The 23,649-nt window shown below is 71.5% G+C and carries 21 protein-coding genes; 15 read left to right on the top strand and 6 right to left on the bottom strand.

Translation table 11 applies throughout. The features are described 5' to 3' along the window. Positions 1 to 61 precede the first annotated feature (61 nt). Positions 62 to 1,456: an NADP-dependent succinic semialdehyde dehydrogenase gene (locus ACIQWG_RS01130; protein ID WP_404088908.1), complete on the top strand. Its 1,395-nt coding sequence runs from the start codon at positions 62 to 64 to the stop codon at positions 1,454 to 1,456. A 25-nt stretch (positions 1,457 to 1,481) separates the two neighbouring features. Then, on the top strand, positions 1,482 to 1,718 hold the full coding sequence (locus ACIQWG_RS01125) for a DUF6213 family protein (RefSeq protein WP_404088906.1): 237 nt from the start codon (positions 1,482 to 1,484) through the stop codon (positions 1,716 to 1,718). Positions 1,719 to 1,764: 46 nt separating this feature from the next. Here ACIQWG_RS01125 and ACIQWG_RS01120 read toward each other — a convergent pair whose 3' ends face one another. After that, on the bottom strand, positions 1,765 to 2,991 hold the full coding sequence (locus tag ACIQWG_RS01120) for an acyl-CoA dehydrogenase family protein (RefSeq protein WP_404088904.1): 1,227 nt from the start codon (positions 2,989 to 2,991) through the stop codon (positions 1,765 to 1,767). A gap of 169 nt (positions 2,992 to 3,160) precedes the next feature. Here ACIQWG_RS01120 and ACIQWG_RS01115 point away from each other — a divergent pair, with 169 nt between their 5' ends. Further along, positions 3,161 to 3,805, top strand: coding sequence for a TetR family transcriptional regulator (locus ACIQWG_RS01115; RefSeq protein WP_404088902.1), 645 nt, complete (start codon positions 3,161 to 3,163; stop codon positions 3,803 to 3,805). Between the two features lie 13 nt (positions 3,806 to 3,818). Here the strand turns inward: ACIQWG_RS01115 and def are convergent, their stop codons facing one another. After that, positions 3,819 to 4,358: a peptide deformylase gene (gene def, locus ACIQWG_RS01110; RefSeq protein WP_404088900.1), complete on the bottom strand. Its 540-nt coding sequence runs from the start codon at positions 4,356 to 4,358 to the stop codon at positions 3,819 to 3,821. 112 nt (positions 4,359 to 4,470) lie between these two features. On the opposite strand from def, the gene ACIQWG_RS01105 reads away from it, so the two are divergent. The 7 genes from ACIQWG_RS01105 (at position 4,471) to ACIQWG_RS01075 (ending at position 12,370) form a co-directional block, all read left to right on the top strand. Next, positions 4,471 to 5,709, top strand: coding sequence for a MurT ligase domain-containing protein (locus tag ACIQWG_RS01105; protein WP_404088898.1), 1,239 nt, complete (start codon positions 4,471 to 4,473; stop codon positions 5,707 to 5,709). A gap of 23 nt (positions 5,710 to 5,732) precedes the next feature. Then, on the top strand, positions 5,733 to 6,461 hold the full coding sequence (locus ACIQWG_RS01100; protein WP_404088896.1) for a type 1 glutamine amidotransferase: 729 nt from the start codon (positions 5,733 to 5,735) through the stop codon (positions 6,459 to 6,461). A gap of 169 nt (positions 6,462 to 6,630) precedes the next feature. Beyond that, positions 6,631 to 7,656, top strand: a complete 1,026-nt coding sequence (locus tag ACIQWG_RS01095; protein ID WP_404088894.1) for a 6-phosphofructokinase — start codon at positions 6,631 to 6,633, stop codon at positions 7,654 to 7,656. 101 nt (positions 7,657 to 7,757) lie between these two features. Further along, positions 7,758 to 8,708 (top strand): cytochrome c oxidase assembly protein, encoded by a 951-nt coding sequence (locus ACIQWG_RS01090; protein ID WP_404088893.1) that lies wholly within the window; start codon positions 7,758 to 7,760, stop codon positions 8,706 to 8,708. Between the two features lie 148 nt (positions 8,709 to 8,856). Continuing rightward, a complete protein-coding gene (locus ACIQWG_RS01085; RefSeq protein WP_404088891.1) occupies positions 8,857 to 10,191 on the top strand; it encodes a DUF6777 domain-containing protein in 1,335 nt (444 codons plus the stop codon). Between the two features lie 43 nt (positions 10,192 to 10,234). Next, positions 10,235 to 12,187: a protein kinase gene (locus tag ACIQWG_RS01080; protein WP_404088889.1), complete on the top strand. Its 1,953-nt coding sequence runs from the start codon at positions 10,235 to 10,237 to the stop codon at positions 12,185 to 12,187. A 12-nt stretch (positions 12,188 to 12,199) separates the two neighbouring features. Beyond that, complete coding sequence (locus ACIQWG_RS01075) at positions 12,200 to 12,370, top strand: hypothetical protein (protein WP_190072240.1); 171 nt, start codon at positions 12,200 to 12,202, stop codon at positions 12,368 to 12,370. 3 nt (positions 12,371 to 12,373) lie between these two features. Here ACIQWG_RS01075 and ACIQWG_RS01070 read toward each other — a convergent pair whose 3' ends face one another. Genes ACIQWG_RS01070 through ACIQWG_RS01055 form a run of 4 tightly spaced genes read right to left on the bottom strand, consistent with a single transcriptional unit; the run spans position 12,374 to position 16,436 of the window. Next, complete coding sequence (locus ACIQWG_RS01070) at positions 12,374 to 13,579, bottom strand: sensor histidine kinase (protein WP_404088887.1); 1,206 nt, start codon at positions 13,577 to 13,579, stop codon at positions 12,374 to 12,376. Beyond that, the gene (locus ACIQWG_RS01065; RefSeq protein ID WP_404088886.1) at positions 13,576 to 15,288 is read right to left on the bottom strand and encodes a cation acetate symporter; all 1,713 of its coding nucleotides are present in this window, start codon (positions 15,286 to 15,288) and stop codon (positions 13,576 to 13,578) included. Before ACIQWG_RS01065 ends, ACIQWG_RS01070 begins: the two co-directional genes overlap by 4 nt. Before the next feature lie 21 nt (positions 15,289 to 15,309). Beyond that, positions 15,310 to 15,675, bottom strand: a complete 366-nt coding sequence (locus ACIQWG_RS01060; RefSeq protein ID WP_404088884.1) for a hypothetical protein — start codon at positions 15,673 to 15,675, stop codon at positions 15,310 to 15,312. Further along, a complete protein-coding gene (locus ACIQWG_RS01055) occupies positions 15,672 to 16,436 on the bottom strand; it encodes a LytR/AlgR family response regulator transcription factor (protein WP_404088882.1) in 765 nt (254 codons plus the stop codon). The genes ACIQWG_RS01060 and ACIQWG_RS01055 overlap by 4 nt, the downstream gene beginning before the upstream one ends. Before the next feature lie 88 nt (positions 16,437 to 16,524). Between ACIQWG_RS01055 and ACIQWG_RS01050 the strand changes: the two genes are divergently transcribed. The 5 genes from ACIQWG_RS01050 (at position 16,525) to ACIQWG_RS01030 (ending at position 23,601) form a co-directional block, all read left to right on the top strand. Then, entirely contained in the window at positions 16,525 to 17,049 is a 525-nt protein-coding gene (locus tag ACIQWG_RS01050) for an Lrp/AsnC family transcriptional regulator (RefSeq protein ID WP_404088880.1), read from the top strand. A gap of 123 nt (positions 17,050 to 17,172) precedes the next feature. Next, the gene (gene ddaH / locus ACIQWG_RS01045; protein WP_404088879.1) at positions 17,173 to 17,985 is read left to right on the top strand and encodes a dimethylargininase; all 813 of its coding nucleotides are present in this window, start codon (positions 17,173 to 17,175) and stop codon (positions 17,983 to 17,985) included. Further along, positions 17,982 to 19,199 (top strand): ornithine--oxo-acid transaminase, encoded by a 1,218-nt coding sequence (rocD, locus tag ACIQWG_RS01040; protein ID WP_404088877.1) that lies wholly within the window; start codon positions 17,982 to 17,984, stop codon positions 19,197 to 19,199. The genes ddaH and rocD overlap by 4 nt, the downstream gene beginning before the upstream one ends. Before the next feature lie 615 nt (positions 19,200 to 19,814). Continuing rightward, the gene (locus ACIQWG_RS01035; RefSeq protein ID WP_404088875.1) at positions 19,815 to 22,280 is read left to right on the top strand and encodes a SpoIIE family protein phosphatase; all 2,466 of its coding nucleotides are present in this window, start codon (positions 19,815 to 19,817) and stop codon (positions 22,278 to 22,280) included. Positions 22,281 to 22,368: 88 nt separating this feature from the next. Further along, the gene (locus ACIQWG_RS01030) at positions 22,369 to 23,601 is read left to right on the top strand and encodes a PP2C family protein-serine/threonine phosphatase (protein WP_404088873.1); all 1,233 of its coding nucleotides are present in this window, start codon (positions 22,369 to 22,371) and stop codon (positions 23,599 to 23,601) included. The last annotated feature ends 48 nt before the right edge of the window (positions 23,602 to 23,649 follow it).

The raw sequence follows: 23,649 nt of genomic DNA, 5'->3' as shown, positions 1-23,649 counted from the left end.
TTGCGGTCGCCACCGCCGCGCGGGAAGGTCGAAACAACAGTCCGCTCCCAGGAGGTCGGTCATGCCCATCGCGACGGTGAACCCGGCGAACGGCGAGACGCTCAAGACGTACGAGGCCATGGGCGCCGAGGAGATCGAGCGCAGGCTCCAGCTCGCCGAGGCCACGTTCCGCACGTACCGGACGACGAGTTTCGCCGACCGCTCACGCCTGATGCTCCGGGCCGCGGATCTCCTGGACGCGGACACCGAGGACATCGCCCGGGTGATGACCACCGAGATGGGCAAGCCGATCAAGCAGGCCCGCGCCGAGGCCGCCAAGTGCGCCAAGGCGATGCGCTGGTACGCCGAGCGCGCCGAGGAACTGCTCGCCGACGAGGAGCCGGCCGACTCCGATGTGAAGGACTCGGGCGCCTCGCGGGTGCGGGTGCGCTATCGCCCCCTCGGACCGGTCCTCGCGGTGATGCCGTGGAATTTCCCGCTCTGGCAGGTGATCCGTTTCGCGGCCCCGGCGCTGATGGCGGGCAACGTCGGTCTCCTCAAGCACGCGTCGAACGTCCCCCAGACCGCCCTGTACCTGGAAGACCTGTTCCACCGGGCGGGCTACACCGAGGGCTGCTTCCAGACCCTGCTGATCGGCTCCGGCCAGGTCGACGAGATCCTGCGCGACGACCGGGTCAAGGCGGCGACGCTGACCGGCAGCGAGCCCGCGGGCCGGGCGGTCGCCTCCACCGCCGGAGAGATGATCAAGAAGACGGTGCTGGAGCTGGGCGGCAGCGACCCGTATGTCGTCATGCCGTCGGCCGACATCGACCGGGCGGCGAAGATCGCGGTGACCGCGCGGGTGCAGAACAACGGGCAGTCCTGTATCGCCGCGAAGCGGTTCATCGTGCACACCGACGTCTACGACGCCTTCGCCGAACGGTTCGTCGAGGGCATGAAGGCGCTGGTCGTGGGCGACCCGATGCGGGACGAGACGGAGGTCGGCCCGCTGTCGAGCGAGCAGGGCCGGGCAGACCTGGAGGAGCTGGTCGAGGACGCCGAGCGCAGCGGGGCGACGGTGCTGTGCGGCGGCCATGAGCTGCGCCGGCCCGAACTGCCCGGCTGGTACTACCCGCCCACCGTGCTGGCCGGCATCACCCGTGAGATGCGGATCCACCGGGAGGAGGCGTTCGGCCCGGTCGCCACGCTGTACCGGGCGGACGACCTGGACGAGGCGGTGCTGATCGCCAACGACTCACCGTTCGGACTGAGTTCGAATGTGTGGACGCGGGACGAGGCCGAGGTCGACCGCTTCGTACGGGATCTGGAGGCCGGGAGTGTGTACGTCAACGGGATGACCGCGTCGCATCCGGCGTTCCCGTTCGGCGGAGTGAAGCGTTCCGGATTCGGCCGTGAGCTGTCGGGGCACGGAATCCGCGAGTTCTGCAACATCACTACGGTTTGGCAGGGCGCGTGAGCGCTCCGCGGTTACGATCCCGAGTGTGAACCGCGAAGTTACTCTGCCGCTGATCGTCGACGACCGCGGGACCCTCCAGGTGGCCGCCTCCGACGTGAGCAAGCTGCTGCGTACGGTGGGCGGTCGGTGGCTGCACCTGGTCGAGGCCGGGGAGGACGGGCTCGACGAGGACACGGTGGCCGCGTTGACCATCGAGCTGGCGAAGCTCGCGGATCGCATCGACGTGGCGTGCATCGCGCACAGCAGCGGGACCACGCCGTAGCGGGTGCGGGTCGCACAGCTCCCCGCACCCCGAGCGGTCGCCGCGCCTACCGGATCGACATCCCCGACAGCGTCCGGGCGATCACCAGGCGCTGGATCTCGCTCGTCCCCTCGAAGATCGTGTAGATCGCGCTGTCCCGGTGCATGCGCTCCACGGGGTACTCCCGCGTGTAGCCGTTGCCGCCGAGGATCTGTATGGCCTGAGCGGTGACCTTCTTCGCCGTCTCGCTGGCGAACAGCTTCGACATCGACCCCTCGGCCGCCGTGAACGGCTTGCCGTTCACCGCCATCCAGGAGGCACGCCACACCAACAGCCGCGCCGCGTCGATCTGCGTGCGCATCTCGGCCAGCTGGAAGGCCACGCCCTGGTTGTCGATGATCGGGCGTCCGAACTGCTCACGCGTCATGGCGTAGTCGAGGGCGACCTCGTACGCGGCACGGGCGGTGCCGACGGCCATCGCACCGACGGCCGGCCGCGAGGCCTCGAACGTGGCCATCGCCGCGTTCTTCACCCGCTCGCCACCCGCCTTGGCCCGCTCACGGGCCCGCGCCAGCCGCTGGTCCAGCTTCTCCTTGCCGCCCAGCAGACAGGAGCCCGGGACGCGCACGTTGTCCAGGATGACCTCGGCGGTGTGCGAGGCGCGGATGCCGTGCTTCTTGAACTTCTGGCCCTGGGACAGGCCCGGCGTGTTCGGCGGGATGATGAAGGACGCGTGGCCCTTGGAGCCGAGGTCCGCGTCCACGACGGCGACGACCACGTGGACGTTGGCGATGCCGCCGTTGGTCGCCCAGGTCTTCGTGCCGTTGATCACCCACTCGTCCTTGGCCTCGTCGTACACGGCACGCGTACGCATCGAGGCCACGTCGGACCCGGCGTCCGGCTCGGAGGAGCAGAACGCGGCGAGCTTGACGTCGTTGGCGTCGCCGTACATCTGGGGCACCCAGGTGCCGATCTGCTCCTCGGTACCGTTGGCCAGGACGCCGACGGCGGCGAGGCCGGTGCCGACGATCGACAGGGCGATACCGGCGTCACCCCAGAACAGCTCCTCCATCGCCATCGGGATGCCGAGGCCGGTCTGGTCGAAGTACTGCTGGGCGTAGAAGTCGAGTGAGTAGATGCCGACCTTCGCGGCCTCCTGGATGACCGGCCAGGGAGTCTCCTCACGCTCGTCCCATTCAGCGGCCGCGGGCCGGATCACATCGGCGGCGAAACCGTGGAGCCAGTCGCGGACCTCCTTCTGTTCGTCGTTGAGCTCCATGGTGAACTCGGCCATGTCCCCTCCAGCGGCGTACGTGCGTGTTACTAGCGGTAACCTTAGTTTGTTACCGGTCGGTAGGTAAAGTCAACTCCCGATGACCCATCGACAGCCCATTCGATGGAGGGAGCATGTTGAGTGTTACTTTGCGCAGGCGTCATCGATCGAGCACGGGTGGGGAGAAAGAATGGACACCACGCAGCGGACCGATCAGCAACGATCCGCCGACCGCCGTCGGCGCGAGCTGCTGGAGGCCGCCGACCGGGTGGTGCTGCGCGACGGCCCGCAGGCCTCGATGAACGCCATCGCCGCGGAGGCGGGTATCACCAAGCCGATTCTGTACCGGCACTTCGGCGACAAGGGCGGACTTTACGCGGCGTTGGCCAAGCGGCACACGGATGCGCTGCTGGACTCGTTGCGGGCCGCGCTGGACGCTCCCGCGGACCGGCGTGAGCGGGTCGAGTCCACGCTGGACACCTACCTCGCGGCGATCGAGGCCCGGCCCCAGGTGTATCGGTTTCTGATGCATCCCACCGAGGGGGGCCAGACGGCGGATCAGGGGTTCGACGTCGGCAAGCACTCGATGCCGCTGCTCCGCACGATGGGCGAGGAGCTGGCGACCGTCATCGAGGAGCGGTTGGATCTCGGGCCGGGAAGTCAGCAGCTGGCCCGGGTGTGGGGGCACGGGATAGTCGGCATGATGCACGCGGCCGGGGACTGGTGGCTGGGGGAACGGCCGTGTTCGCGGGCGGAGTTGGTGCGGAGTCTGGCCGACCTGCTGTGGGGGCGGTTGGCCGCCGCCGGGGACAAGGTGGGCAGTCCGGGCTTCTGACCGTCGTGTGCGGTCAGCGGTGCCAGGAGGCGCGGGCCACCTGGCGCATGAGGCGGCGGTGGCGCCAGCCGGTCACCCGGTCCGCGTACACCCGGCCCGCCAAGTGGTCGCACTCATGCTGAAGGCAGCGCGCGAAGAACCCCGTGCCATGGATCGTCACCGGCTCCCCGGTCACCGTGAACCCCTCGACCACCGTGTGGTCGTACCGCTCCGTCCCCGCCTCCAGACCCGGCAGCGACAGACACCCCTCCGGCCCCCGGATCACCACACCGTCGGCCTCCACCAGCCGGGGGTTCACCACATGGCCGACGTGTCGTACGTCCTCGTCGTCGGGGCAGTCGTACACGAACACCCGGAGCGACTCCCCCACCTGGTTGGCGGCGAGGCCCACGCCCTGCGCGGCGTACATCGTCGCGAACAAGTCGTCCACGAGCGTCGCCAGTTCCGGGCCGAAGTCGGTGACCTCCTTGCACGGCGCGTGCAGCACGGGGTCGCCGTGCAGGGTGAGTGGCCGAACACGTCCGTGCGTGCCCGGAATGGAGCCGTTGCGCATGGCGGCAAGGGTACGGCGATTCGGGAGTGCGAATGGATCTCGATAGGCTGACCACCACCACGTTGCCGTAGGGCTTCAGGCGCGGCGCGTACGCAAGGAGGATCGAGGACTGATGGCAGGCAACTCGGACCCGCTCTCGCCGCGGGCCAAGATCGCCGTGACCGCGGGCAAGGCGGTCGCGGCGGCATCGCGCGCCGCGGGGCGCGGCAGCGGTTCGGTGATCGGCGGCCGGGTGGCGCTCAAACTCGACCCCGACCTCCTGGCCCGGCTGGCGCAGAACCTGGACGTGGTCCTCGTCTCGGCGACCAACGGCAAGACCACCACGACCCGGCTCATCGCGGAGGCCCTGCGGGCCGCCGGACCGGTCGTCTCCAACGCCCTGGGCGCCAACATGCCCGCGGGCATCACCTCGGCGCTGGCCGGCGGCTCGGAGGCGCGGTACGCCGTCATCGAGGTCGACGAGAAGTACCTCGCCGGGGTCGCCCGGGACACGGACCCGAAGTGCATCGCGCTGCTCAACCTCTCCCGTGACCAGCTGGACCGGGCCGCCGAGACCCGGATGCTCGCCGAGAACTGGCGCGAGGGGCTCACCGGTTCGAAGGCCGTGGTCGTCGCCAACGCCGACGACCCGCTGGTCGTGTGGGCCGCGTCCTCCTCCCCCAACGTGATCTGGGTCGCCGCCGGGCAGATGTGGAAGGACGACGCCTGGTCCTGCCCGTCCTGCGGCGGTGTGATGCAGCGTCCGGGCGACGACTGGTTCTGCGGTGAGTGCGGCTTCCGCCGTCCGACGCCGAGCTGGGCGCTGTCCGGCGACCACGTCCTGGACCCGCACGGCTCGGCCTGGCCGATCCACCTCCAGCTCCCGGGGCGCGCCAACAAGGCCAACGCCACCTCCTCGGCCGCCGTCGCCGCCGTGTTCGGGGTGCCGCCGCAGGTCGCCCTGGAGCGCATGTACCAGGTGCAGGCCGTCGCCGGGCGCTATGACGTCGTCCAGTTCGAGGGGCGGGACCTGCGGCTGCTGCTGGCCAAGAACCCGGCCGGCTGGCTGGAGACGTTCTCCCTCATCGACCCGCCGCCGACCCCGGTGATCCTCTCGGTGAACGCGCGCGGCGCCGACGGCACCGACACCTCCTGGCTGTGGGACGTCGACTACACGCGGCTGTCCGGGCACCCGATCTGTGTCATCGGTGACCGCAAGCTCGACCTCGCGGTGCGGCTGGAGGTCGCGAACCAGCAGTTCCAGGTCTGCGAGAACCTCGACCAGGCCGTGCAGCTGTGCCCGCCGGGCCGGATCGAGGTCATCGCCAACTACACCGCGTTCCAGGACCTGCGCCGCCGGGTCGGCAACTGAGCACGAGACTTCAGGGGACTTAAGTGAGCGACAACCAACTGCGGGTCGTCTGGATCTACCCGGACCTGCTCAGCACCTACGGCGACCAGGGCAACGTGCTCGTCGTGGAGCGCCGGGCCCGCCAGCGCGGACTCGACGTGGCCCGCCTGGACGTGCGCAGCGACCAGCCGATCCCGACCTCCGGCGACATCTACCTCATCGGCGGCGGCGAGGACCGGCCGCAGCGGCTGGCGGCCGAGCGGCTGCGCCGGGACGGCGGTCTGACCCGGGCCGTCGAGAACGGCGCCATCGTCTTCTCCGTCTGCGCCGGCTACCAGATCCTCGGCCACGAGTTCATCAACGACCTCGGGCAGCGCGAGCCCGGCCTCGGGCTGATCGACGTGGTGTCCGTGCGCGGCGAGGGCGAGCGGTGCGTCGGTGACGTGCTCGGCGACATCGACGCCCGCCTGGGCCTGCCCCCGCTGACCGGCTTCGAGAACCACCAGGGCGTCACCCACCTCGGCCCGACCGCCCGCCCCTTCGCCCAGGTCCGCCTCGGCAACGGCAACGGCACGGGGGACGGTACGGAGGGCGCGTACAACGACACCGTGTTCGGTACGTACATGCACGGCCCGGTGCTGGCCCGCAACCCGCTGATCGCCGATCTGCTGCTGAAGCTGGCGCTCGACGTCAACGCGCTGCCACCGACCGACGACCGCTGGTACGACGCGCTGCGGGGCGAGCGCATCGCGGCCGCCCAGCAGCCCGCCTGAGAACGGTCGCTCGACAGCCCGTCTGACGGTACGTCCGCACAGGTGAGCGGGCTCGTCCAGCAGGCGGACGCATGGTTCGGCCCCGCTGCCCGATGCCGCTAGGGTGGCGGGGATTCCCGCCGGACAGCGTGGTCCGGTCCCGGCCCACGTTGCGAAGGTTTTTCGGGCTATGCGCATTGGTGTCCTCACGTCCGGCGGCGACTGCCCCGGCCTGAACGCCGTCATCCGGTCCGTCGTGCACCGCGCCGTCGTCGACCACGGCGACGAGGTCATCGGCTTCCGGGACGGCTGGAAGGGCCTCCTGGAGTGCGACTACCTCAAGCTCGACCTCGACGCGGTGGGCGGCATCCTCGCCCGCGGCGGCACGATCCTCGGTTCCTCCCGGGTCCAGCCCTCGCATCTGCGGGACGGGGTGGAGCGGGCCAAGGGCCATGTCGAGGAGCTCGGCCTCGACGCGATCATCCCGATCGGCGGCGAGGGCACGCTCAAGGCGGCCCGGCTGATGTCGGACAGCGGTCTGCCCGTGGTGGGTGTGCCGAAGACCATCGACAACGACATCGCGGTCACCGACGTCACCTTCGGCTTCGACACGGCGGTGACCGTGGCGACGGAGGCGCTGGACCGTCTCAAGACCACCGCCGAGTCGCACCAGCGGGTCCTGGTCGTCGAGGTCATGGGCCGGCACACCGGCTGGATCGCGCTGCACTCCGGCATGGCGGCCGGCGCACACGCCGTCGTCGTACCGGAACGGCCCTTCGACATCGAGGAGTTGACCCGGGTCGTCGGTGAGCGGTTCGAGGCGGGGAAGCGCTTCGCGATCGTCGTCGCGGCGGAGGGTGCCAAGCCGCGGCCCGGGACCATGGCCTTCGACGAGGGCGGCAAGGACATCTACGGGCACGAGCGGTTCGCCGGGATCGCCCGTCAGCTGTCGATCGAGCTGGAGGAGCGGCTCGGCAAGGAAGCGCGGCCGGTGATCCTCGGACATGTGCAGCGGGGCGGGACGCCCACGGCGTACGACCGGGTGCTGGCGACGCGGTTCGGGTGGCACGCGGTGGAGGCCGTGCACCGCGGGGAGTTCGGGCAGATGACCGCGCTCCGGGGGACGGACATCGTGATGGTGCCGTTGGCCGAGGCCGTGGAGACGCTGAAGACGGTTCCCGAGGACCGTTACGCAGAGGCCGAGTGCGTGCTGTAGGCGCCTGTACGTAGCCGCCCCCGGTCGATGACTCGGCCGGGGGCGGTTCTAGTCTGTGGGGGACAGACAGCGCACAACCCCCACGAAACAGGAGCCGCCGGATGGATCACAGCGGGCACGGCATGATGATGGATCTGCCGCCGTTCACGCTGGGGCGGGGGCTCGTGTGGTCCGCGGACCCGTTCTTCCTCGTGGCCTGTCTCGTCGGGCTCGCGCTCTACGCGTGGGGCGTCGTGCGCCTTCAGCGGCGTGGGGACAAGTGGCCGGTGGGGCGGACCGTCTCGTACGTCTTCGGTGTGCTGTCCGTGATGCTCGTCATGTGCACCGGCCTGAACGACTACGGAATGGTCATGTTCAGCGTGCACATGGTGCAGCACATGGTGATCAGCATGCTGACACCGATCCTCATCCTGCTCGGCGCGCCCGTCACGCTGGCGCTGCGAGCGCTGCCGCCCGCGGCGCGGGGGCGGAAGGGGCCGCGGGAGCTGCTGCTGGCCCTGCTGCACAGCTGGTACATGCGGTTCATCACGCATCCCGCGTTCACGATCCCGCTGTTCATCGCCAGCCTCTACGCGCTGTACTTCACACCGCTCTTCGACTTCCTGATGGGCTCCAAGACGGGGCACATCGCGATGATGGTGCACTTCCTCGCCGTGGGCGTGGTGTTCTTCTGGCCCATCATCGGCATGGATCCCGGTCCGCACCGGCCGGGGTATCTGATGCGGATGCTGGAGCTGTTCGCCGGTATGCCGTTCCACGCGTTCTTCGGTATCGCGTTGATGATGGCGTCGTCGCCGATGGTCGAGACGTTCAAGAACCCGCCCGCCTCGCTCGGTATCGACGCGCTCTCCGACCAGAACGCGGCCGGCGGTATCGCCTGGGCGTTCAGCGAGGTCCCGTCCGTACTCGTGCTGATCGCGCTGCTGTTCCAGTGGTACGGCTCGGAGCAGCGGCAGGCCAAGCGCAAGGACCGGGCCGCCGACCGCGACGGCGACAAGGAACTCGAGGCGTACAACGCCTATTTGGCCTCATTGAACGCACGCGGAAACTGAGGAAACCGAAAGGCTTCGCCTTTCAGTAGCATGAAGCGCGTCGGGGGAACCGCCGGGGGGAGCGGTAATGACGCTTCATGTTTTCGTACACAGGTCCGGATTCATACGCAGGTCCAAAAAAGCGGTGATTCGGAGGATCGCCGTCCTGTTGGTCCTCGTTCTGGCGCTCGGTGCGTGCGACCGGGACGCACCCTTGTTCGTGGTGAAGGCCGTGGCCGCGGGAGTCCCGTCCCTGGCGCCCTTCTTCGACGAGAACCAGGGGCTCGGGCGGGACGCGCGGGTCAGGGCACGGACGGCGCACGGTGGTCTCCAGCAGGGCGACACCCCGGGGCTGTACGGGGGTTCCAAGGAGCCGACGATCTGCGATGTCGATCGGCTGAAGGAATTTCTCACCGACCCCGCCAATGACCGCAAGGCACAGGCGTGGGCAGCCGCGCTCTCCCTCACCACGGATCGGATTCCGGGGTACGTCGACCGCCTCACCCCTGTTCTCCTGCGCCACGACACTCTCGTGCGCAATCACGACTACAAAAAGGGAGAGGCCGTCCCCTTCAACGCGTTGCTTCAGGCGGGAATCGCGATTCTCGTCGATACGGAGGGCCTTCCCGCCGTGAAGTGCTCGTGCGGAAATCCGCTGCGGCCGTTCGAGGGTGACACGACTCGGATAAAGGTCGAGTTCGACGACCGCAACGAGGAATGGAAGGGATACGAGAAGTCGTCCGTGGTGGCCGTGCGGCCCGCGACGCGGAAAGTGGAGCGGCTGGCGCTGGTCGATGTCGACGAACCCCAGCGGGGCATCGACCGGCCCGTCGGGACCACGGGCGAGGACGACACCGCGTTCGACACCCGAGAGCGGCGGGCGGTGCCCGAGGTCGCCGGGACGACGTTCGGGCAGGCGAGCCGGCGGCTGGCCGGCCAGGGGCTCGCGGTCGGCTTCGCCGGTGGTGGGCTGCCGCCCGACGACGCCCGGGTGACGGCGTCGGATCCGCCGGCCGGGACCGAGTTGCGGTTCGGCGCGTACGTGACGTTGAGCGTGGCCGGGGGGAGCTCGGGCTCCAGCGGGTCGTCCGACGGTACGACGTCCACTCCCCCGGCCTCGGAGAGCTCCCGGCCGCCTCGGGACCCGTCCGCCTCGCCACCGTCGACGGCGTCGTCCGGGCCCGGCAGCTCGGCTCCGGGCAGCTCGGCTCCCGGCAGCCCCGGCCCCACCAGCGCGCCCGCGTCCTCGGCCCCACCGTCCTCCGCGCCGCCCTCCTCGGCCCCGCCGTCCTCGGCCCCGCCCCCGTCGACCAAGGACCCCGCGACCTCCGGCGCACCACCCCCGACCGTGACCGGCGCCCCGCCGAGGACCACCGGCTCGCCCCCGTCCAGCCCCCCGGTCACCAGCAGCGCGCCGCCGCCCGTGACCACCGCCCCCGCCACGACCGAACCGGCCACCGGCGGACCGTTCACCGACGGACCCACCGCGAGCACCTCGGCCTGACGACCACGCACCCAGCGCACCCGTCGAACCCGGGAGTCACCGGATGCACTCAGAATCACCGACGTCGGGAGTCGGCCGGGTCATCGCCGGCCGCTATCAGCTGCTGAACCGGCTCGGCAGCGGCGGTATGGGCCATGTCTGGCTCGCCCACGACCGCAGACTCGCCTGCGAGGTCGCGCTGAAGGAGATCGCGTTCCGGGACCCGGCGGCCGAGGCCAAGGAGCGCGAGGCGCGGGTGGCCCGAGCCCGTGCGGAGGCCCGGCACGCGGCGGGCCTGCGGGGGCATCCGCATGTGGTGACCGTGCACGACGTGCTGGAGCACGACGGGCTGCCGTGGATCGTCATGGAGTACGTGGCAGGCGCCGTGAACCTGCGCGACCTGGTCGACCACCAGGGGCCGCCGGCACCCGCCGAGTGCGCCCGGATCGGGCTCGCCGTGCTCGACGCGCTCACCGCCGGGCACCGGCGGGGCGTCCTGCACCGGGACGTGAAGCCCGCGAACATCCTGCTGGCACCGGACCGCAGCGGGGCGCCGTACGGGCGGGTGCTGCTCACCGACTACGGCATCTCGGTACAGCCGGACGCCGGGGAGACGCGGTACACGCTGGCGTCGGTGCTGGTGGGCACGGCGGGCTATCTGGCACCGGAGCGGGTCACGGGCGGGGCCCCCACGCCGGCCACCGATCTCTTCTCGCTGGGCTGCACGCTGTACTACGCCGTCGAGGGCCGGGGTCCCTTCGACCGCGAGTCGCAGCTGGCGGAACTCACCGCGGTGGTCATGGAGGAGCCCCGGACGGCCGAGCGGGCCGGGGCACTGGAGCCCGTGCTGAGGGCGCTGCTGGAGAAGGATCCGGCGCACCGGATGCCGGCCGCGCAGGCGGAGGCCGCGCTGTCGCGGATCGTCGTTCCGGAGGCCGGCTCCTACGCGCGGACGCAGACCGACCTCGGGTCACAGCCGCACTGGGGTGGATCGCCGCCGCCGGCGCCCCGGCCCGACGCGAGCGGGTTCGGATCCCTGCCCGTGTCCGAGCGGCCGGGCGGCGCACGGGGCTTCAGGCCCCCCTCCGGACATCCGGCCGGGGCGCTGGGCCGGGACCCCGTGCTCGGACAGCCCGGCGCTCGGCCGCCGGACCCGCCCGGTGGCTTTCAGGCCTTCGGACCCGGTGAGCCACGCCGGACCCGTCCCCGCATAGCGCACGCGGTCCTCGCCGGTCTGCTCGGGCTGGCGGTCGCCGGGACCGGCGTCTGGTACGCCACGTCCCGGCAGTCCGAGACCGGCGGGACGCAGCGGCCGTACGGTGACGCCGTCGGACTCGGCGCACCGCTGAGGAGCGGTGACTGTGTGCTCGCCGACTGGCCCGGCGGGGCCGCCTTCCAGGGCACGCCCCGGCTGAGCCTGGATCGCGGGTGCGGGGAGAACGCGCCCGACGGTCAGGTGATGGCGTTCGCGCCGGCCGAGTCCGCCGCCGAGGCCCGCCGGGAGGGGCCGACGGCGTGCGAGGAGCGGACGGAAGCGCTCCGGGAGGGGCTGGCGGACGTCCGCAGCCTCGCCGTGGTGCCGAGCGAGGCGGGGTTCGAGGCGGCGGGGCGGCGTACCGCGTGTCTGGTGCTGGGCGCGCACGGGCCGGTGTACGGGCCGCTGGGCGAGCACCGCGAGCCGGGAGCGGCCTTCGCGGACACGGCGACCATGCAGCGCCGGGACTGTCTGGACGTGCGCTCGCACCGGGACGCCCGGCTGGTGTCCTGCGCGGGGCCGCACGACGAGCAGGTGCTCGGGTTCACCCGGATGGGCGCCGACATCACGTTGAGCGAGGCGCGCACGGAGTCGGACACGGCGTGCGCCCGGGCGGTGCCGCCACGCGACTACGGATTCGATCCTTCCGTGTACACGGCGGGCTCCTGGACCAGTGAGGGGTCCTGGAAGACGGGCACTCATTTCGTCGTCTGCACCGTCCGGAGGCAGAACGGGGGCACCATGGAGGGGGACGAACCCTAGGAGGGTGTTGCGATGCCCGGTTCTACGGATGGTTCTACGAAGGCGATGGGGGTGCTCACCGTCGGCGGACTCGTCGTGGTGACCGCCTACACGGTGGCGCTCGGGAGCAATGGCTGGCTGTGGTTCGGGTGGGTGGTGCTGGGTCTGATCACGCTGGGGATGGTGGTCAGCCGGCCCACGTGAGTCTCACTCCCGGGTGAGTCGCCCGGCCGAGTGCACGCCCGGCTGGTACTTCGGCAGCCGGGCGGTCACTTTCATGCCCGCGCCCAGGGCGGTCTCGATGACGAGGCCGTAGTCGTCGCCGTACACCTGCCGCAGCCGGTCGTCGACGTTCGACAGCCCGATGCCGCCCGACGGGCTGACCTCGCCCGCGAGGATGCGGCGCAGCAGGACGGGGTCCATTCCGGCGCCGTCGTCCTCGATCACCACGAGGGCCTCGGCGCCGGCGTCCTGTGCGGTGATCTGGATGCGGCACTTGTCGGCCGCGCCCTCCAGGCCGTGCTTGACGGCGTTCTCCACGAGCGGCTGGAGGCAGAGGAAGGGCAGGGCGACCGGCAGTACCTCCGGGGCGATCTGGAGGGTGACGGACAGGCGGTCGCCGAAGCGTGCCCGCACCAGTGCCAAGTAGTGGTCAATGGCGTGGAGTTCGTCGGCGAGGGTGGTGAAGTCGCCGTGCCTGCGGAACGAGTAGCGGGTGAAGTCGGCGAACTCCAGGAGCAGTTCGCGGGCGCGCTCGGGGTCGGTGCGCACGAAGCTGGCGATGACGGCGAGCGAGTTGAAGATGAAGTGCGGGGAGATCTGCGCCCGCAGTGCCTTGATCTCGGCCTCGATCAGGCGGGTGCGGGACTGGTCGAGGTCGGCCAGCTCCAGCTGGACGGAGACCCAGCGTGCGACTTCGCCCGCCGCGCGCACGAGCACCGCCGACTCGCGGGGCGCGCAGGCGACGAGGGCGCCGTGCACCCGGTCGTCGACGGTGAGCGGGGCGACCATCGCCCAGCGCACCGGGCAGTCGGGGGTGTCGCAGCTGAGCGGGAACGCCTCGCCGCGGCCGGATTCCAGCGGGCCGGCGAGGAGTTCCATGATCTCCGTACGGTGATGACCGCCGACCCCGTCCCAGACCAGGACGTCCTTCTGGTCCGTGAGGCACAGCGCGTCGGTGCCGAGCAGTGAGCGGAGTCTGCGGGCCGACTTGCGGGCGGTCTCCTCGGTGAGTCCGGCGCGCAGCGGGGGCGCGGCGAGGGAGGCGGTGTGCAGGGTCTCGAAGGTGGCGTGCTCGACGGGGGTGCCGAGGCCGCCGAGGTTCTCGGGGCGGGCGGTGCGCCGGCCCAGCCAGAAGCCCGCGGCGAGCAGCGGGAGGATCGCCACGCACAGGCCCGCGATGAATCCGCTCATGCCTTCGCCTCCGCCCGCAGTTCCTCCGGCAGATGGAACCGCGCCAGGATCGCCGCCGTCCCGGGCGGCACCCGGCCCGGGGTGGCCAGGGACACCAGCACCATGGTGAGGAAGCCCAGCGGCACCGACCAGAGCGCGGGCCAGGCGAGCAGCGCGTGCAGCGCTCCGGAGCCGGGGAAGCCCGCCATGGTCGCGGCGACGGCGAGCAGCGCGGAGCCGCCGCCCACCAGCATCCCGGCGGCTGCGCCGGGCGCGGTGAGCCGGCGCCACCAGATCCCGAGCACGAGCAGCGGGCAGAACGAGGACGCCGACACCGCGAAGGCGAGGCCCACCGCGTCGGCCACCGGAAGCCCGCCGACCAGGGCGCTCGCGGCGAGCGGTACGGCCATGGCGAGCACGGTGCCGAGCCGGAAGTGCCGTACGCCGCGCGTCGGGAGCACGTCCTGGGTGAGCACGCCGGCGACGGCCATGGTCAGTCCGGACGCCGTGGACAGGAACGCGGCGAAGGCACCGCCCGCGACGAGCGCGCCGAGCAGGTCGCCGCCGAGGCCGCCGATCATGCGGTCGGGCAGGAGGAGCGCGGCGGCGTCCGCGTCGCCGGTGAGGGTGAGTTCGGGGGCGTAGATACGGCCGAGGGCCCCGTAGACCGGGGGCAGCAGATAGAAGGCGCCGATCAGGCCGAGCACGGCGACGGTGGTGCGGCGGGCGGCGACGCCGTGCGGGCTGGTGTAGAAGCGCACGACGACGTGCGGCAGGCCCATGGTGCCGAGGAAGGTGGCGAGGATCAGTCCGTACGTGGCGTACAGCGGGCGTTCGCCGCGGCTCTCGGCCTGTGAGGGGGACAGGCCGCCGCCCGCGCCGCGGTGGCGTTCGGGGACCTCGGCGCCCTTGGCGAAGGTGAGGCGGGTGCCGGCCTCGATGTGGTGGGTGCCGGCGGGGAGTCGCAGCTTGTCGTCGTCGTGGGCGCGGCCGTCGACGGTGCCGTTCACGGTGACCGAGAGCGGCCGGTCGAGCTTGAGTCCGATGCTGTCGTCGACGCGGACGACGCTCTGTTCCCGGAAGGTCGCCGGTTCGTCGAAGGCGTGCCGGGGGGCGCCGTCACCCTGCCAGGCGAGGATCAGGAAGAGGGCGGGGACCAGCAGCGCGGTGAGTTTGAGCCAGTACTGGAAGGCCTGCACGAAGGTGATGCTGCGCATGCCGCCCGCGGCGACGATGGCGACCACGACGACGGCGACGATCAGTCCGCCGAGCGAGTCGGGGGCGCCGGTCAGTACGGTCAACGTCAGTCCGGCGCCCTGGAGTTGGGGCAGGAGATACAGCCAGCCGGTACCGACGACGAAGGCGCCCGCGAGCCGGCGTACGGCCTGCGAGGACAGCCGGGCCTCGGCGAAGTCCGGCAGGGTGTAGGCGCCCGAGCGGCGCAGCGGGGCGGCGACGAACAGCAGCAGGACCAGGTATCCGGCGGTGTAGCCGACCGGGTACCAGAGCATGTCGGGGCCCTGGACGAGGAGGAGGCCGGCGATGCCGAGGAAGGAGGCGGCGGAGAGGTACTCGCCGCTGATGGCGGCCGCGTTGAGGCGGGGTCCGACGGTGCGGGAGGCGACGTAGAAGTCCGAGGTGGTGCGGGATATGCGCAGGCCGAAGGCGCCGACGAGGATCGTCGCGAGGACGACGAGGGCGACGGCGGGGACGGCGTAGCTGGAGTTCACGGCCGCGTCGGTTCCCCGGGCTCAGCGGTCTTCGACGAGACGCACGAAGTCCCGCTCGTTGCGTTCGGCCCGCCGCACGTACCAGCGGGCGAGGAGGACCATCGGGGCGTAGAGGCAGAATCCGAGCACCAGCCACTCCATGCCGCGGGCATCCGGCATGGCCGCGAACAGCAGCGGCAGGGGGCCGATGAGCAGGCCGAGGACCGCGAACACGGCGAGGCCGGCACGGAGTTGGGAGCGCATCAGGGAGCGGACGTAGGTGTGGCCGAGGGTGGTCTGCTCGTCGATCTCGGTGCGGGGCCGGTAGTAGCCGGAGACCCGGCGGCGGCGCCGGGGCGGGCCGGTGACGACCACGCGGCGTTCGGCGGGGCTCTGCGGCATCGTCATGGCCTCCTCATGAGCAGATCGCGCAGCTCGCGCGCGTGGCGTCGGCTGACCTGGAGTTCCTCGGCGCCGACCATGACGCTGACGGTGCCCGCGTCCAGGCGGAGTTCGCCGATGTGGCGCAGGGCGACGAGGTGGCGGCGGTGGATGCGGACGAAGCCGCGGGAGCGCCAGCGCTCCTCCAGGGTGGACAGCGGGATGCGGACGAGGTGGCTTCCCCGGTCGGTGTGCAGACGGGCGTAGTCGCCCTGGGCCTCGACGTGGGTGATGTCCTCGACGGCGACGAATCGGGTCACGCCACCCAGCTCGACCGGGATCAGGTCGGGGTCGGGTTCGCTCACGGGTATTCGGGGCGCGGTGTCGCGCAGCTCGGTGGCGCGCAGTTCGCCGACGCGACGGACCGCCTCGGCCAGCCGCTCCTTGCGTACCGGTTTCAGGACGTAGTCGACGGCCTTGAGGTCGAAGGCCTGGACGGCGAAGTCCTCGTGGGCGGTGACGAAGACGACCAGCGGCGGCTTGGCGAGGCCGGTGAGCAGCCGGGCGAGGTCGAGTCCGTCCAGGCCGGGCATGTTGATGTCGAGGAAGACGACGTCGATCGCCTCCGGGCCGTGCGGACCGGACTCCAGCGCGCGGTTGATCCGGCGCAGCGCCTCGGTCGCGTCGCCGGCGCCCTCCGCGCTGCCGATGCGCGGGTCCGCGTTCAGGAGGTAGAGCAGTTCCTCCAGCGAGGGGCGTTCGTCGTCGACAGCCAGGGCGCGCAGCATGAACGGGAGTGTAAGAGCAATGAGCGCGCCTGGACATGTGGTCCGCGTGCACGTCTGCGTCGGGTGACGTGCCGCTTACAGTGCCCTCATGAACAGCGGCGCTGCCTCCTTCGACGAACTCGACCGGAAGATCATCACGGCTCTGATGGCGAACGCGCGGACCAGTTTCGCCGAGATCGGCACGAGTGTCGGGCTCTCGGCGACGGCGGTGAAGCGGCGGGTGGACCGGCTGCGCGACACGGGTGTGATCACCGGGTTCACGGCCACGGTGAAGCCGTCGGCGCTGGGCTGGCGTACCGAGGCGTACGTGGAGGTGTACTGCGAGGGCGCGGCTCCGCCACGGCGGCTGGCGGAGGTGGTGCGCAACCATCCGGAGATCACCGCGGCGATGACGGTGACCGGGGGCGCGGACGCGTTGCTGCATGTGCGGGCGCGGGACGTGGAGCACTTCGAGGAGGTGCTGGAGCGGATCCGCGTCGAGCCGTTCATCAGGAAGACGATCAGCGTCATGGTGCTGTCCCATCTCATCCCCGAGAGTCCGGAAGCGGGGGCCACCCAAGCCATTCAGGAGGAGGACACCGGGTCGTGGGGTGACGCAGCGGTCGTGCGCTGAGCGAGTCGAAGACGCAGCATTCCTGCGCGAACACGCACTTCTTGTTTCTTGTCGCTCGTCGGCGTCCCTTCCTACCTTGGAGTCAATCCTCATCTACACCGTAGGAAGCGGAGGAACCCCTCTGTGCCCGAAACCCGTGTGCCGCGCCGGCGGCGCTTCCTGGTCTGCGAACCCAGACATTTCGCCGTGCAGTACGCGATCAACCCTTGGATGCAGCCCGACATCCGGGTGGACGTCGATCTGGCCCATGAGCAGTGGCGGTCACTGATCAGCGCCTACCGTTCCCATGGCCACGCGGTCGACGTCGTGGAGCCGGTCGCCGGTCTCCCCGACATGGTCTTCGCCGCGAACTCGGCGGTCGTCGTCGGCGGCCGCGTCTTCGGTTCCCTCTTCCACGCGCCCGAGCGCCGCCCCGAGTCCACGCACTACGAGACGTGGTTCAAGTCGGCGGGCTTCGACGTGTACCGGCCCGAGGCCGTGTGCGAGGGCGAGGGCGACCTGGTGTGGACGGGCCGCTATGTGCTCGCCGGCACCGGGTTCCGCACCACCCGGGAGGCGCACCGCGAGGTGCAGGAGTTCTTCGGCCACCCGGTGATCAGCCTGACGCTGGTGGATCCGTTCTTCTACCACCTGGACACGGCGCTGTTCGTGCTCGACGACGACAACATCGCCTACTACCCGGAGGCGTTCTCGGCGGGCAGCCGTGAGGTGCTCGCGCGGCTGTACCCGAACGCGGTGCTCGCCACCCGTGACGACGCGACGGCCTTCGGCCTGAACTCCGTGTCCGACGGTCATCACGTCTTCATCGCGCCGCAGGCCGAGGCGCTCGCCGCCCAGCTGGACGAGCGCGGCTATGTCCCCGTCCCCGTCGACCTTTCGGAGTTCCGCAAGGCCGGCGGTGGCATCAAGTGCTGCACCCAGGAGATCCGCTCATGACCGCGCCCGCGCAGACCCGTTCCTCCGCCGATCTGATCCGCGCCGAGGAGCCCGTCCTGGCGCACAACTACCACCCGCTGCCGGTGGTCGTCGCGCGTGCCGAGGGCACCTGGGTCGAGGACGTGGAGGGCCGCCGCTACCTGGACATGCTCGCGGGCTACTCGGCGCTGAACTTCGGCCACCGCCATCCGGCACTGATCGAGGCGGCACACGCCCAGCTGGACCGGCTGACGCTGACGTCCCGCGCCTTCCACAACGACCGGCTGGCCGAGTTCGCCGAGCGCCTCTCGGCACTGACCGGCATGGACATGGTGCTCCCGATGAACACCGGCGCCGAGGCCGTGGAGAGCGGCATCAAGGTGGCCCGCAAGTGGGCGTACGACGTGAAGGGCGTCCCGGCCGACCAGGCGACGATCGTGGTCGCGGCGGACAACTTCCACGGGCGTACGACGACGATCGTGTCGTTCTCCACGGACGAGACCGCGCGGCAGGGCTTCGGCCCCTTCACGCCGGGCTTCCGGGTCGTGCCGTACAACGACCTCGCGGCGCTGGAGGCGGCGGTCGACGAGACGACGGCCGCGGTGCTGCTGGAGCCGATCCAGGGCGAGGCGGGTGTCCTGATCCCCGACCAGGGCTATCTCGCCGGGGTGCGCGAGCTGACCAGCCGCAAGGGCTGCCTGTTCATCGCGGACGAGATCCAGTCGGGCCTCGGCCGTACGGGCCGCACGCTGGCCGTCGAGCACGAGGGCGTCGTCCCCGACGTCCTGCTCCTCGGCAAGGCGCTGGGCGGCGGCATCGTGCCGGTGTCGGCGGTCGTGGCCCGCCGTGACGTCCTCGGCGTCCTGCGGCCGGGCGAGCACGGCTCCACGTTCGGCGGCAACCCGCTGGCCGCCGCGGTCGGTACGGCGGTGGTCGAGCTGCTGGAGACGGGCGAGTTCCAGCGCCGGGCGACCGAACTGGGCGTGGTCCTGCGGGACGGCCTGTCGGCCCTGCTCGGCAAGGGCGTCGTCGGCTTCCGCTCCCGGGGCCTGTGGGCGGGCGTCGACATCGACCCGGCGTTCGGCACCGGACGCGAGATCGGCGAACGCCTGATGCGCGAGGGCGTCCTGGTCAAGGACACCCACGGCTCCACGATCCGCCTGGCCCCGCCGCTGACGATCACCGCGGAGGAGCTGACCGGGGCGTTGGAGACGCTGGAGAAGGTGCTGGCGTAGACGACGCGACTCGGCGGCCCGGCTGTGTGCGTCTGGGTCGGGCTGCCGGGTCTCGGCGCGTGGATTGTCGCCCGGCGTGTTGGGCTGCGCGGGGCTGCCGTCGGCTCCGTGGGTGCTGCGCCCGGCGTGTTGGGCTGCGCGGGGCTGCCGTCGGCTCCGTGGGTGCTGCGCCCGGCGTGTTGGGCTGCCCGGGGCTGGCGTCCGCGCTGTGGATCGTGCACCCGGCGTGCGGAGTTGCGTGGGCCTGTCGTCGGCTCGCCCGGTGGGTGAGCTGTCGGAGGAAGACAGGCAGCTGATCCGGACGGGCGCGACACCGGGCCGCACCCGGCTGTACCCGGCCGCCGGGCCAGGACGCGGTGACCGTACCGGTTCGGCGTCCGCAGGTGCGGCCGACCGGGCCACCCCGACCTGCGCGTCCGAGTCGCCTGCCCGGCCAGGGCCGCTGGACGTGCCCGGATCACGCCGATGCTCCCCTCCGGAGGCAATGCGCCCTTAAACCGCTCCCGTCCTCACACCCCGCACACGCCCGGCCCCCACAAAGAGGCAGTGGCGGCCGGAAGGGTGAAGATGGGGACAAGTGGTGGTAGACCGCTCTCAGCGACAGAGAGGTCGGCCGTGGGCACATTCGAGGAGCAGGAGCAGGGCGTTGCCCGGCACGGGTTCGACGTGGCGGACGCCGCGCCCGTGCTGGTCGATGCGCGGGGCCTGGTGACGGGTTGGACCAGGAGTGCGCAGCGGCTGCTGGCGTACACCGCCTCCGAGGCGGTGGGCAGGAGCGTCGCCGAGCTGCTGAGCTCCGAGGACGCGGTGCGCGTGCCGGAGTTGATCGAGCGGTGCCGCACGGAGGGCGGCTGGGTGGGGCTGCTCACCGCCCTGCGCGCGGACGGTACCCCGGTCGGACTGAACGTGCGGATCACATCGGCCCAGGATGCCCAGGGCCCCTCCCGCTGGCTGGTGCTGCTGTCGGAGCTCGCGGACGCCCCCGGCTGGGACATGAGCCGCGACACCCTGGAGCAGATGGTCGCCCGCTCCCCCGTCGGCATAGCGATCGTCGACACGGAGCTGCGCTACGTCTGGTCGAACGCCGCCCTCGCCCGCTACGGCGGCGGCCCGCCACCCCACCGGCTCGGTCTGCGGCTCGCCGACATCCAGCCCGGCCTGGACTCCGAGTCCATCGAGACACAGATGCGCCAGGTCCTGGAGACCGGCGTGGCGATCGTCGGCTACGAGCACGTCGGACACGCCCGCTCCGCCCCGCTGCGCGAGACCGCCCACATGATGTCGTTCACCCGGCTCGACGACGGCCACGGCCACCCCACCGGCGTGTACTACACGGTGGAGGACATCACCGAGCGGCACCGCGCCCGACAGCGCCTCGCCCTGCTCGACCGGGCCGGCGAGCACATCGGCCGCACCCTCGACATCACGCGCACCGCCCAGGAGCTGGCGGAGGTGGCCGTACCCGGACTCGCCGACCTGGTCACCGTGGACCTGCTGGAGTCGGTGCTGCGGGGCGGGGAGCCCGAGCCCGGACCGCCGGGCGACAGCGATCCGATGCCGCTGCGGCGGGCCGGGCAGCGTTCGGTTGCCGAGGGCGTGCCGCAGGCCGTAGTGGCCGTCGGCGATCCGGTCACGTATCCGGCCGAATCGCCTCCGACCCGTGCCCTGCGGACCGCCACGTCCTGGCGCAAGGAGAAGCTGGACCCGCTCGCCGAGGCATGGGCCGAGCACGCGCACGGCGGGCAGCCGGCCATCTTCCTGGAGCTGGGCCTGCACAGCGTGATGATCGTGCCGATCCGCTCGCGGGGCATCACCCTGGGCCTGACCACGTTCTTCCGGCGCCATCGTCAGGAGCCCTTCGAGGAGGACGACCTGCACCTGGCGGAAGACCTGGTCTCCCGCGCCGCCGTCTGCGTCGACAACGCCCGGCGCTACACCCGCGAGCGCGACGCGGCGCTCGTCCTGCAACGCAGCCTGCTGCCGCACCGGCTGCCCGAACAGGAGGCGGTGGAGGTGTCCGCCTGCTACCGGCCGGCCGACGAACTGACCGGCCTGGGCGGCGACTGGTACGACGTCATCCCGCTGTCGGGCGCCCGTGTCGCCCTGGTGGTGGGCGAGGTGCCCGGGCACGGCATCGACGCCGCCGCGGCCATGGGAGGACTGCGGACCGCCGTACGGACGCTGGCCGCGCTGGATCTGCCGCCCGAGGAGGTGCTGGCCCACCTCGACGACGTGGTCGCGCGCTCGGCTCGTGAGGACAGCGTCGAGGCGGGCGGGGAGGCGGCCGCCGTCGCCCAGTCGGTGGGCTCCGGGTGCGTGTACATCGTCTACGACCCGGTCGACGGGACGTGCACGATGGCGGCCGCGGGCCATCCGGCGCCCGCCGTCGTCATGCCCGACGGCACCGTCACCTTCGTGGACCTGCCGCAGGGGCCGCCGCTCGGCGTGGGCGGCCCGCCCTTCGAGTCGGTGGAGCTGGCGCTGGCGGAGGGCAGCACGCTCGCCCTGCACACCGACGGGCTGCTGGCCGGCGGGGACGAGGGGGCCGTGAACAGCGACCGGGAGCGGCTGCGGCAGGCCCTGGAGCGGCCCGCCGCCTCGCTCGAACTGCGCTGCCGGTCCGTGGTCGAGGCCCTCGTCCCGTCCCGCCCGTACGACGACGTGGCCCTGCTCATGGCCCGCACCCGGCTCCTGGGCGCCGAACAGGTCGCCGACTGGGACCTGGCCGCCGACCCGGCAGCCGTCGCCGACGCCCGTAAGACCGTGACCCGGCAGCTGGCCGACTGGGGGCTCGAAGAGCTGGCGTTCACGACGGAACTGGTGGTCAGCGAGCTGGTCACCAACGCCATCCGGTACGCCACCGGCCCCATCCGGCTGCGCCTGATCAGGGAGCGCGCCCTGTTCTGCGAGGTCTACGACGGCGGTGCCACGGCCCCCCATCTGCGCCATCCCCGCACCACGGACGAGGGCGGGCGCGGGTTGCTGCTGGTCTCCCAGTTCACACAGCAGTGGGGCACACGGTTCGTGCCCGAGGGGAAGATCATCTGGGCGGAGCAGCCCCTGACCGACCCCTTGGCCTGACCTGACGAATCCGTGCAGATGTAGTACATCCATACATACGCCGCATGGCGTGGGAAACTGGTCAGATCCCGGTGGTGAGGCGGGAGCCATGAACGAGACGGCGATCGACTACGAGGCGGTGTTCCAGGGACTGCCGGGGATGGTGGCGCTACTGACCCCGGAGCTGGTCTACGCCGACGCCAACAAGGACTTCCAGCGCCTGTCCGGACGTATGCGCGAAGAGCTGATCGGCCGGTATCTCTTCGACGTCTTCCCCGACAACCCCAACGACACCACCGCCACCGGCATGCGCAACCTCCACAAGTCGTTGCTGCGCGTGCTGGCCGGCGGCGAGCGCGACGCCATGGCGTTGCAGCGCTACGACGTGGAGGACCCGCTGCACCCCGGCGAGTGGGAGGAGCGGTACTGGAGCCCGGTCAACGCGCCCGTCTTCGGTCCCGACGGCAACGTGGCGCTCCTCGTGCACCGGGTGGAGGAGGTCACCGAGCTCATCCGGCTGCGCGGCGGCACCGGCGGCGACAGCCGGGCCCGCGTGCTGGAGGCCGAGCTGTACACCCGGGCGCGTGAGCTCCAGGACCTCAACGAACGGCTGCGGCAGTCCCACGCCCGCGAGCGCGAGGTGGCCCTGGCGTTGCAGGAGGCGATGCTGCCCGCCCGCCGGCAGGTCGGCAACCACCGGGCCGCGGTGCGCTACCGGCCCGCGGTCGGCGCACTGAACGTGTGCGGGGACTGGTACGACCTGGTCGATCTGGTCGGCGGCAACCGGATCGGGGTCGCGGTGGGCGACGTGGTCGGGCACGGTCTGGAGGCGGCCGGCGTGATGGGGCAGCTGCGCAGCGCGCTCAGCGCCGCGTCACGCGTCGCCGACGGACCGGCCCAGGCGCTGGACGTGCTGGGGCGGTACGCGCATGTCGTCGACGGCGCCGAGTCGGCCACCGCGGTCACGACGTTCATCGACTTCGACGCCCACACCATCACCTACAGCAGCGCCGGACATCCGCCGCCCTGCCTGGTGCACGCCGACGGCCGGGTGGAGTTCCTGGACCTGGCCACCGATCCTCCGCTGGACGCCCGTCCCGACCCGAGGCCGAGACCCGAGGCGCTGGTCTCCTACACCAGCGGCGCCACACTCGCGCTGTACACCGACGGCCTGGTCGAACGCCGCCGCGAGGACATCGACACGGGACTGTCTCGTCTCGCCGACTCCCTCGTCCGCCATCGCACGGCCGACCCGGAGTCCCTCGCCGACGCCGTTCTGCTGGAGCTGTTGCCGCCGGGCGGCGCGACGGACGACACGGCGCTGATCATCGTGCGGCTGTGATGGACGAGCAGACGCACCCGTGCCTCGCAAGGGCCGGGCACCTGCCAG

Source organism: Streptomyces sp. NPDC098781 (assembly GCF_044759995.1).
Lineage (GTDB): Bacteria > Actinomycetota > Actinomycetes > Streptomycetales > Streptomycetaceae > Streptomyces.
Note: the sequence above shows the minus strand (reverse complement) of the source record. Positions and strands in the feature narration are given on the sequence as shown.

Coding starts and splice junctions, on each gene's coding strand:
- ACIQWG_RS01130 (WP_404088908.1), top strand. CDS start 62: ATGCCCATCGCGACGGTGAACCCGGCGAACGGCGAGACGCTCAAGACG.
- ACIQWG_RS01120 (WP_404088904.1), bottom strand. CDS start 2,991: ATGGCCGAGTTCACCATGGAGCTCAACGACGAACAGAAGGAGGTCCGC.
- ACIQWG_RS01115 (WP_404088902.1), top strand. CDS start 3,161: ATGGACACCACGCAGCGGACCGATCAGCAACGATCCGCCGACCGCCGT.
- def (WP_404088900.1), bottom strand. CDS start 4,358: ATGCGCAACGGCTCCATTCCGGGCACGCACGGACGTGTTCGGCCACTC.
- ACIQWG_RS01105 (WP_404088898.1), top strand. CDS start 4,471: ATGGCAGGCAACTCGGACCCGCTCTCGCCGCGGGCCAAGATCGCCGTG.
- ACIQWG_RS01095 (WP_404088894.1), top strand. CDS start 6,631: ATGCGCATTGGTGTCCTCACGTCCGGCGGCGACTGCCCCGGCCTGAAC.
- ACIQWG_RS01090 (WP_404088893.1), top strand. CDS start 7,758: ATGGATCACAGCGGGCACGGCATGATGATGGATCTGCCGCCGTTCACG.
- ACIQWG_RS01080 (WP_404088889.1), top strand. CDS start 10,235: ATGCACTCAGAATCACCGACGTCGGGAGTCGGCCGGGTCATCGCCGGC.
- ACIQWG_RS01075 (WP_190072240.1), top strand. CDS start 12,200: ATGCCCGGTTCTACGGATGGTTCTACGAAGGCGATGGGGGTGCTCACC.
- ACIQWG_RS01070 (WP_404088887.1), bottom strand. CDS start 13,579: ATGAGCGGATTCATCGCGGGCCTGTGCGTGGCGATCCTCCCGCTGCTC.
- ACIQWG_RS01060 (WP_404088884.1), bottom strand. CDS start 15,675: ATGACGATGCCGCAGAGCCCCGCCGAACGCCGCGTGGTCGTCACCGGC.
- ACIQWG_RS01055 (WP_404088882.1), bottom strand. CDS start 16,436: ATGCTGCGCGCCCTGGCTGTCGACGACGAACGCCCCTCGCTGGAGGAA.
- ACIQWG_RS01050 (WP_404088880.1), top strand. CDS start 16,525: ATGAACAGCGGCGCTGCCTCCTTCGACGAACTCGACCGGAAGATCATC.
- rocD (WP_404088877.1), top strand. CDS start 17,982: ATGACCGCGCCCGCGCAGACCCGTTCCTCCGCCGATCTGATCCGCGCC.
- ACIQWG_RS01030 (WP_404088873.1), top strand. CDS start 22,369: ATGAACGAGACGGCGATCGACTACGAGGCGGTGTTCCAGGGACTGCCG.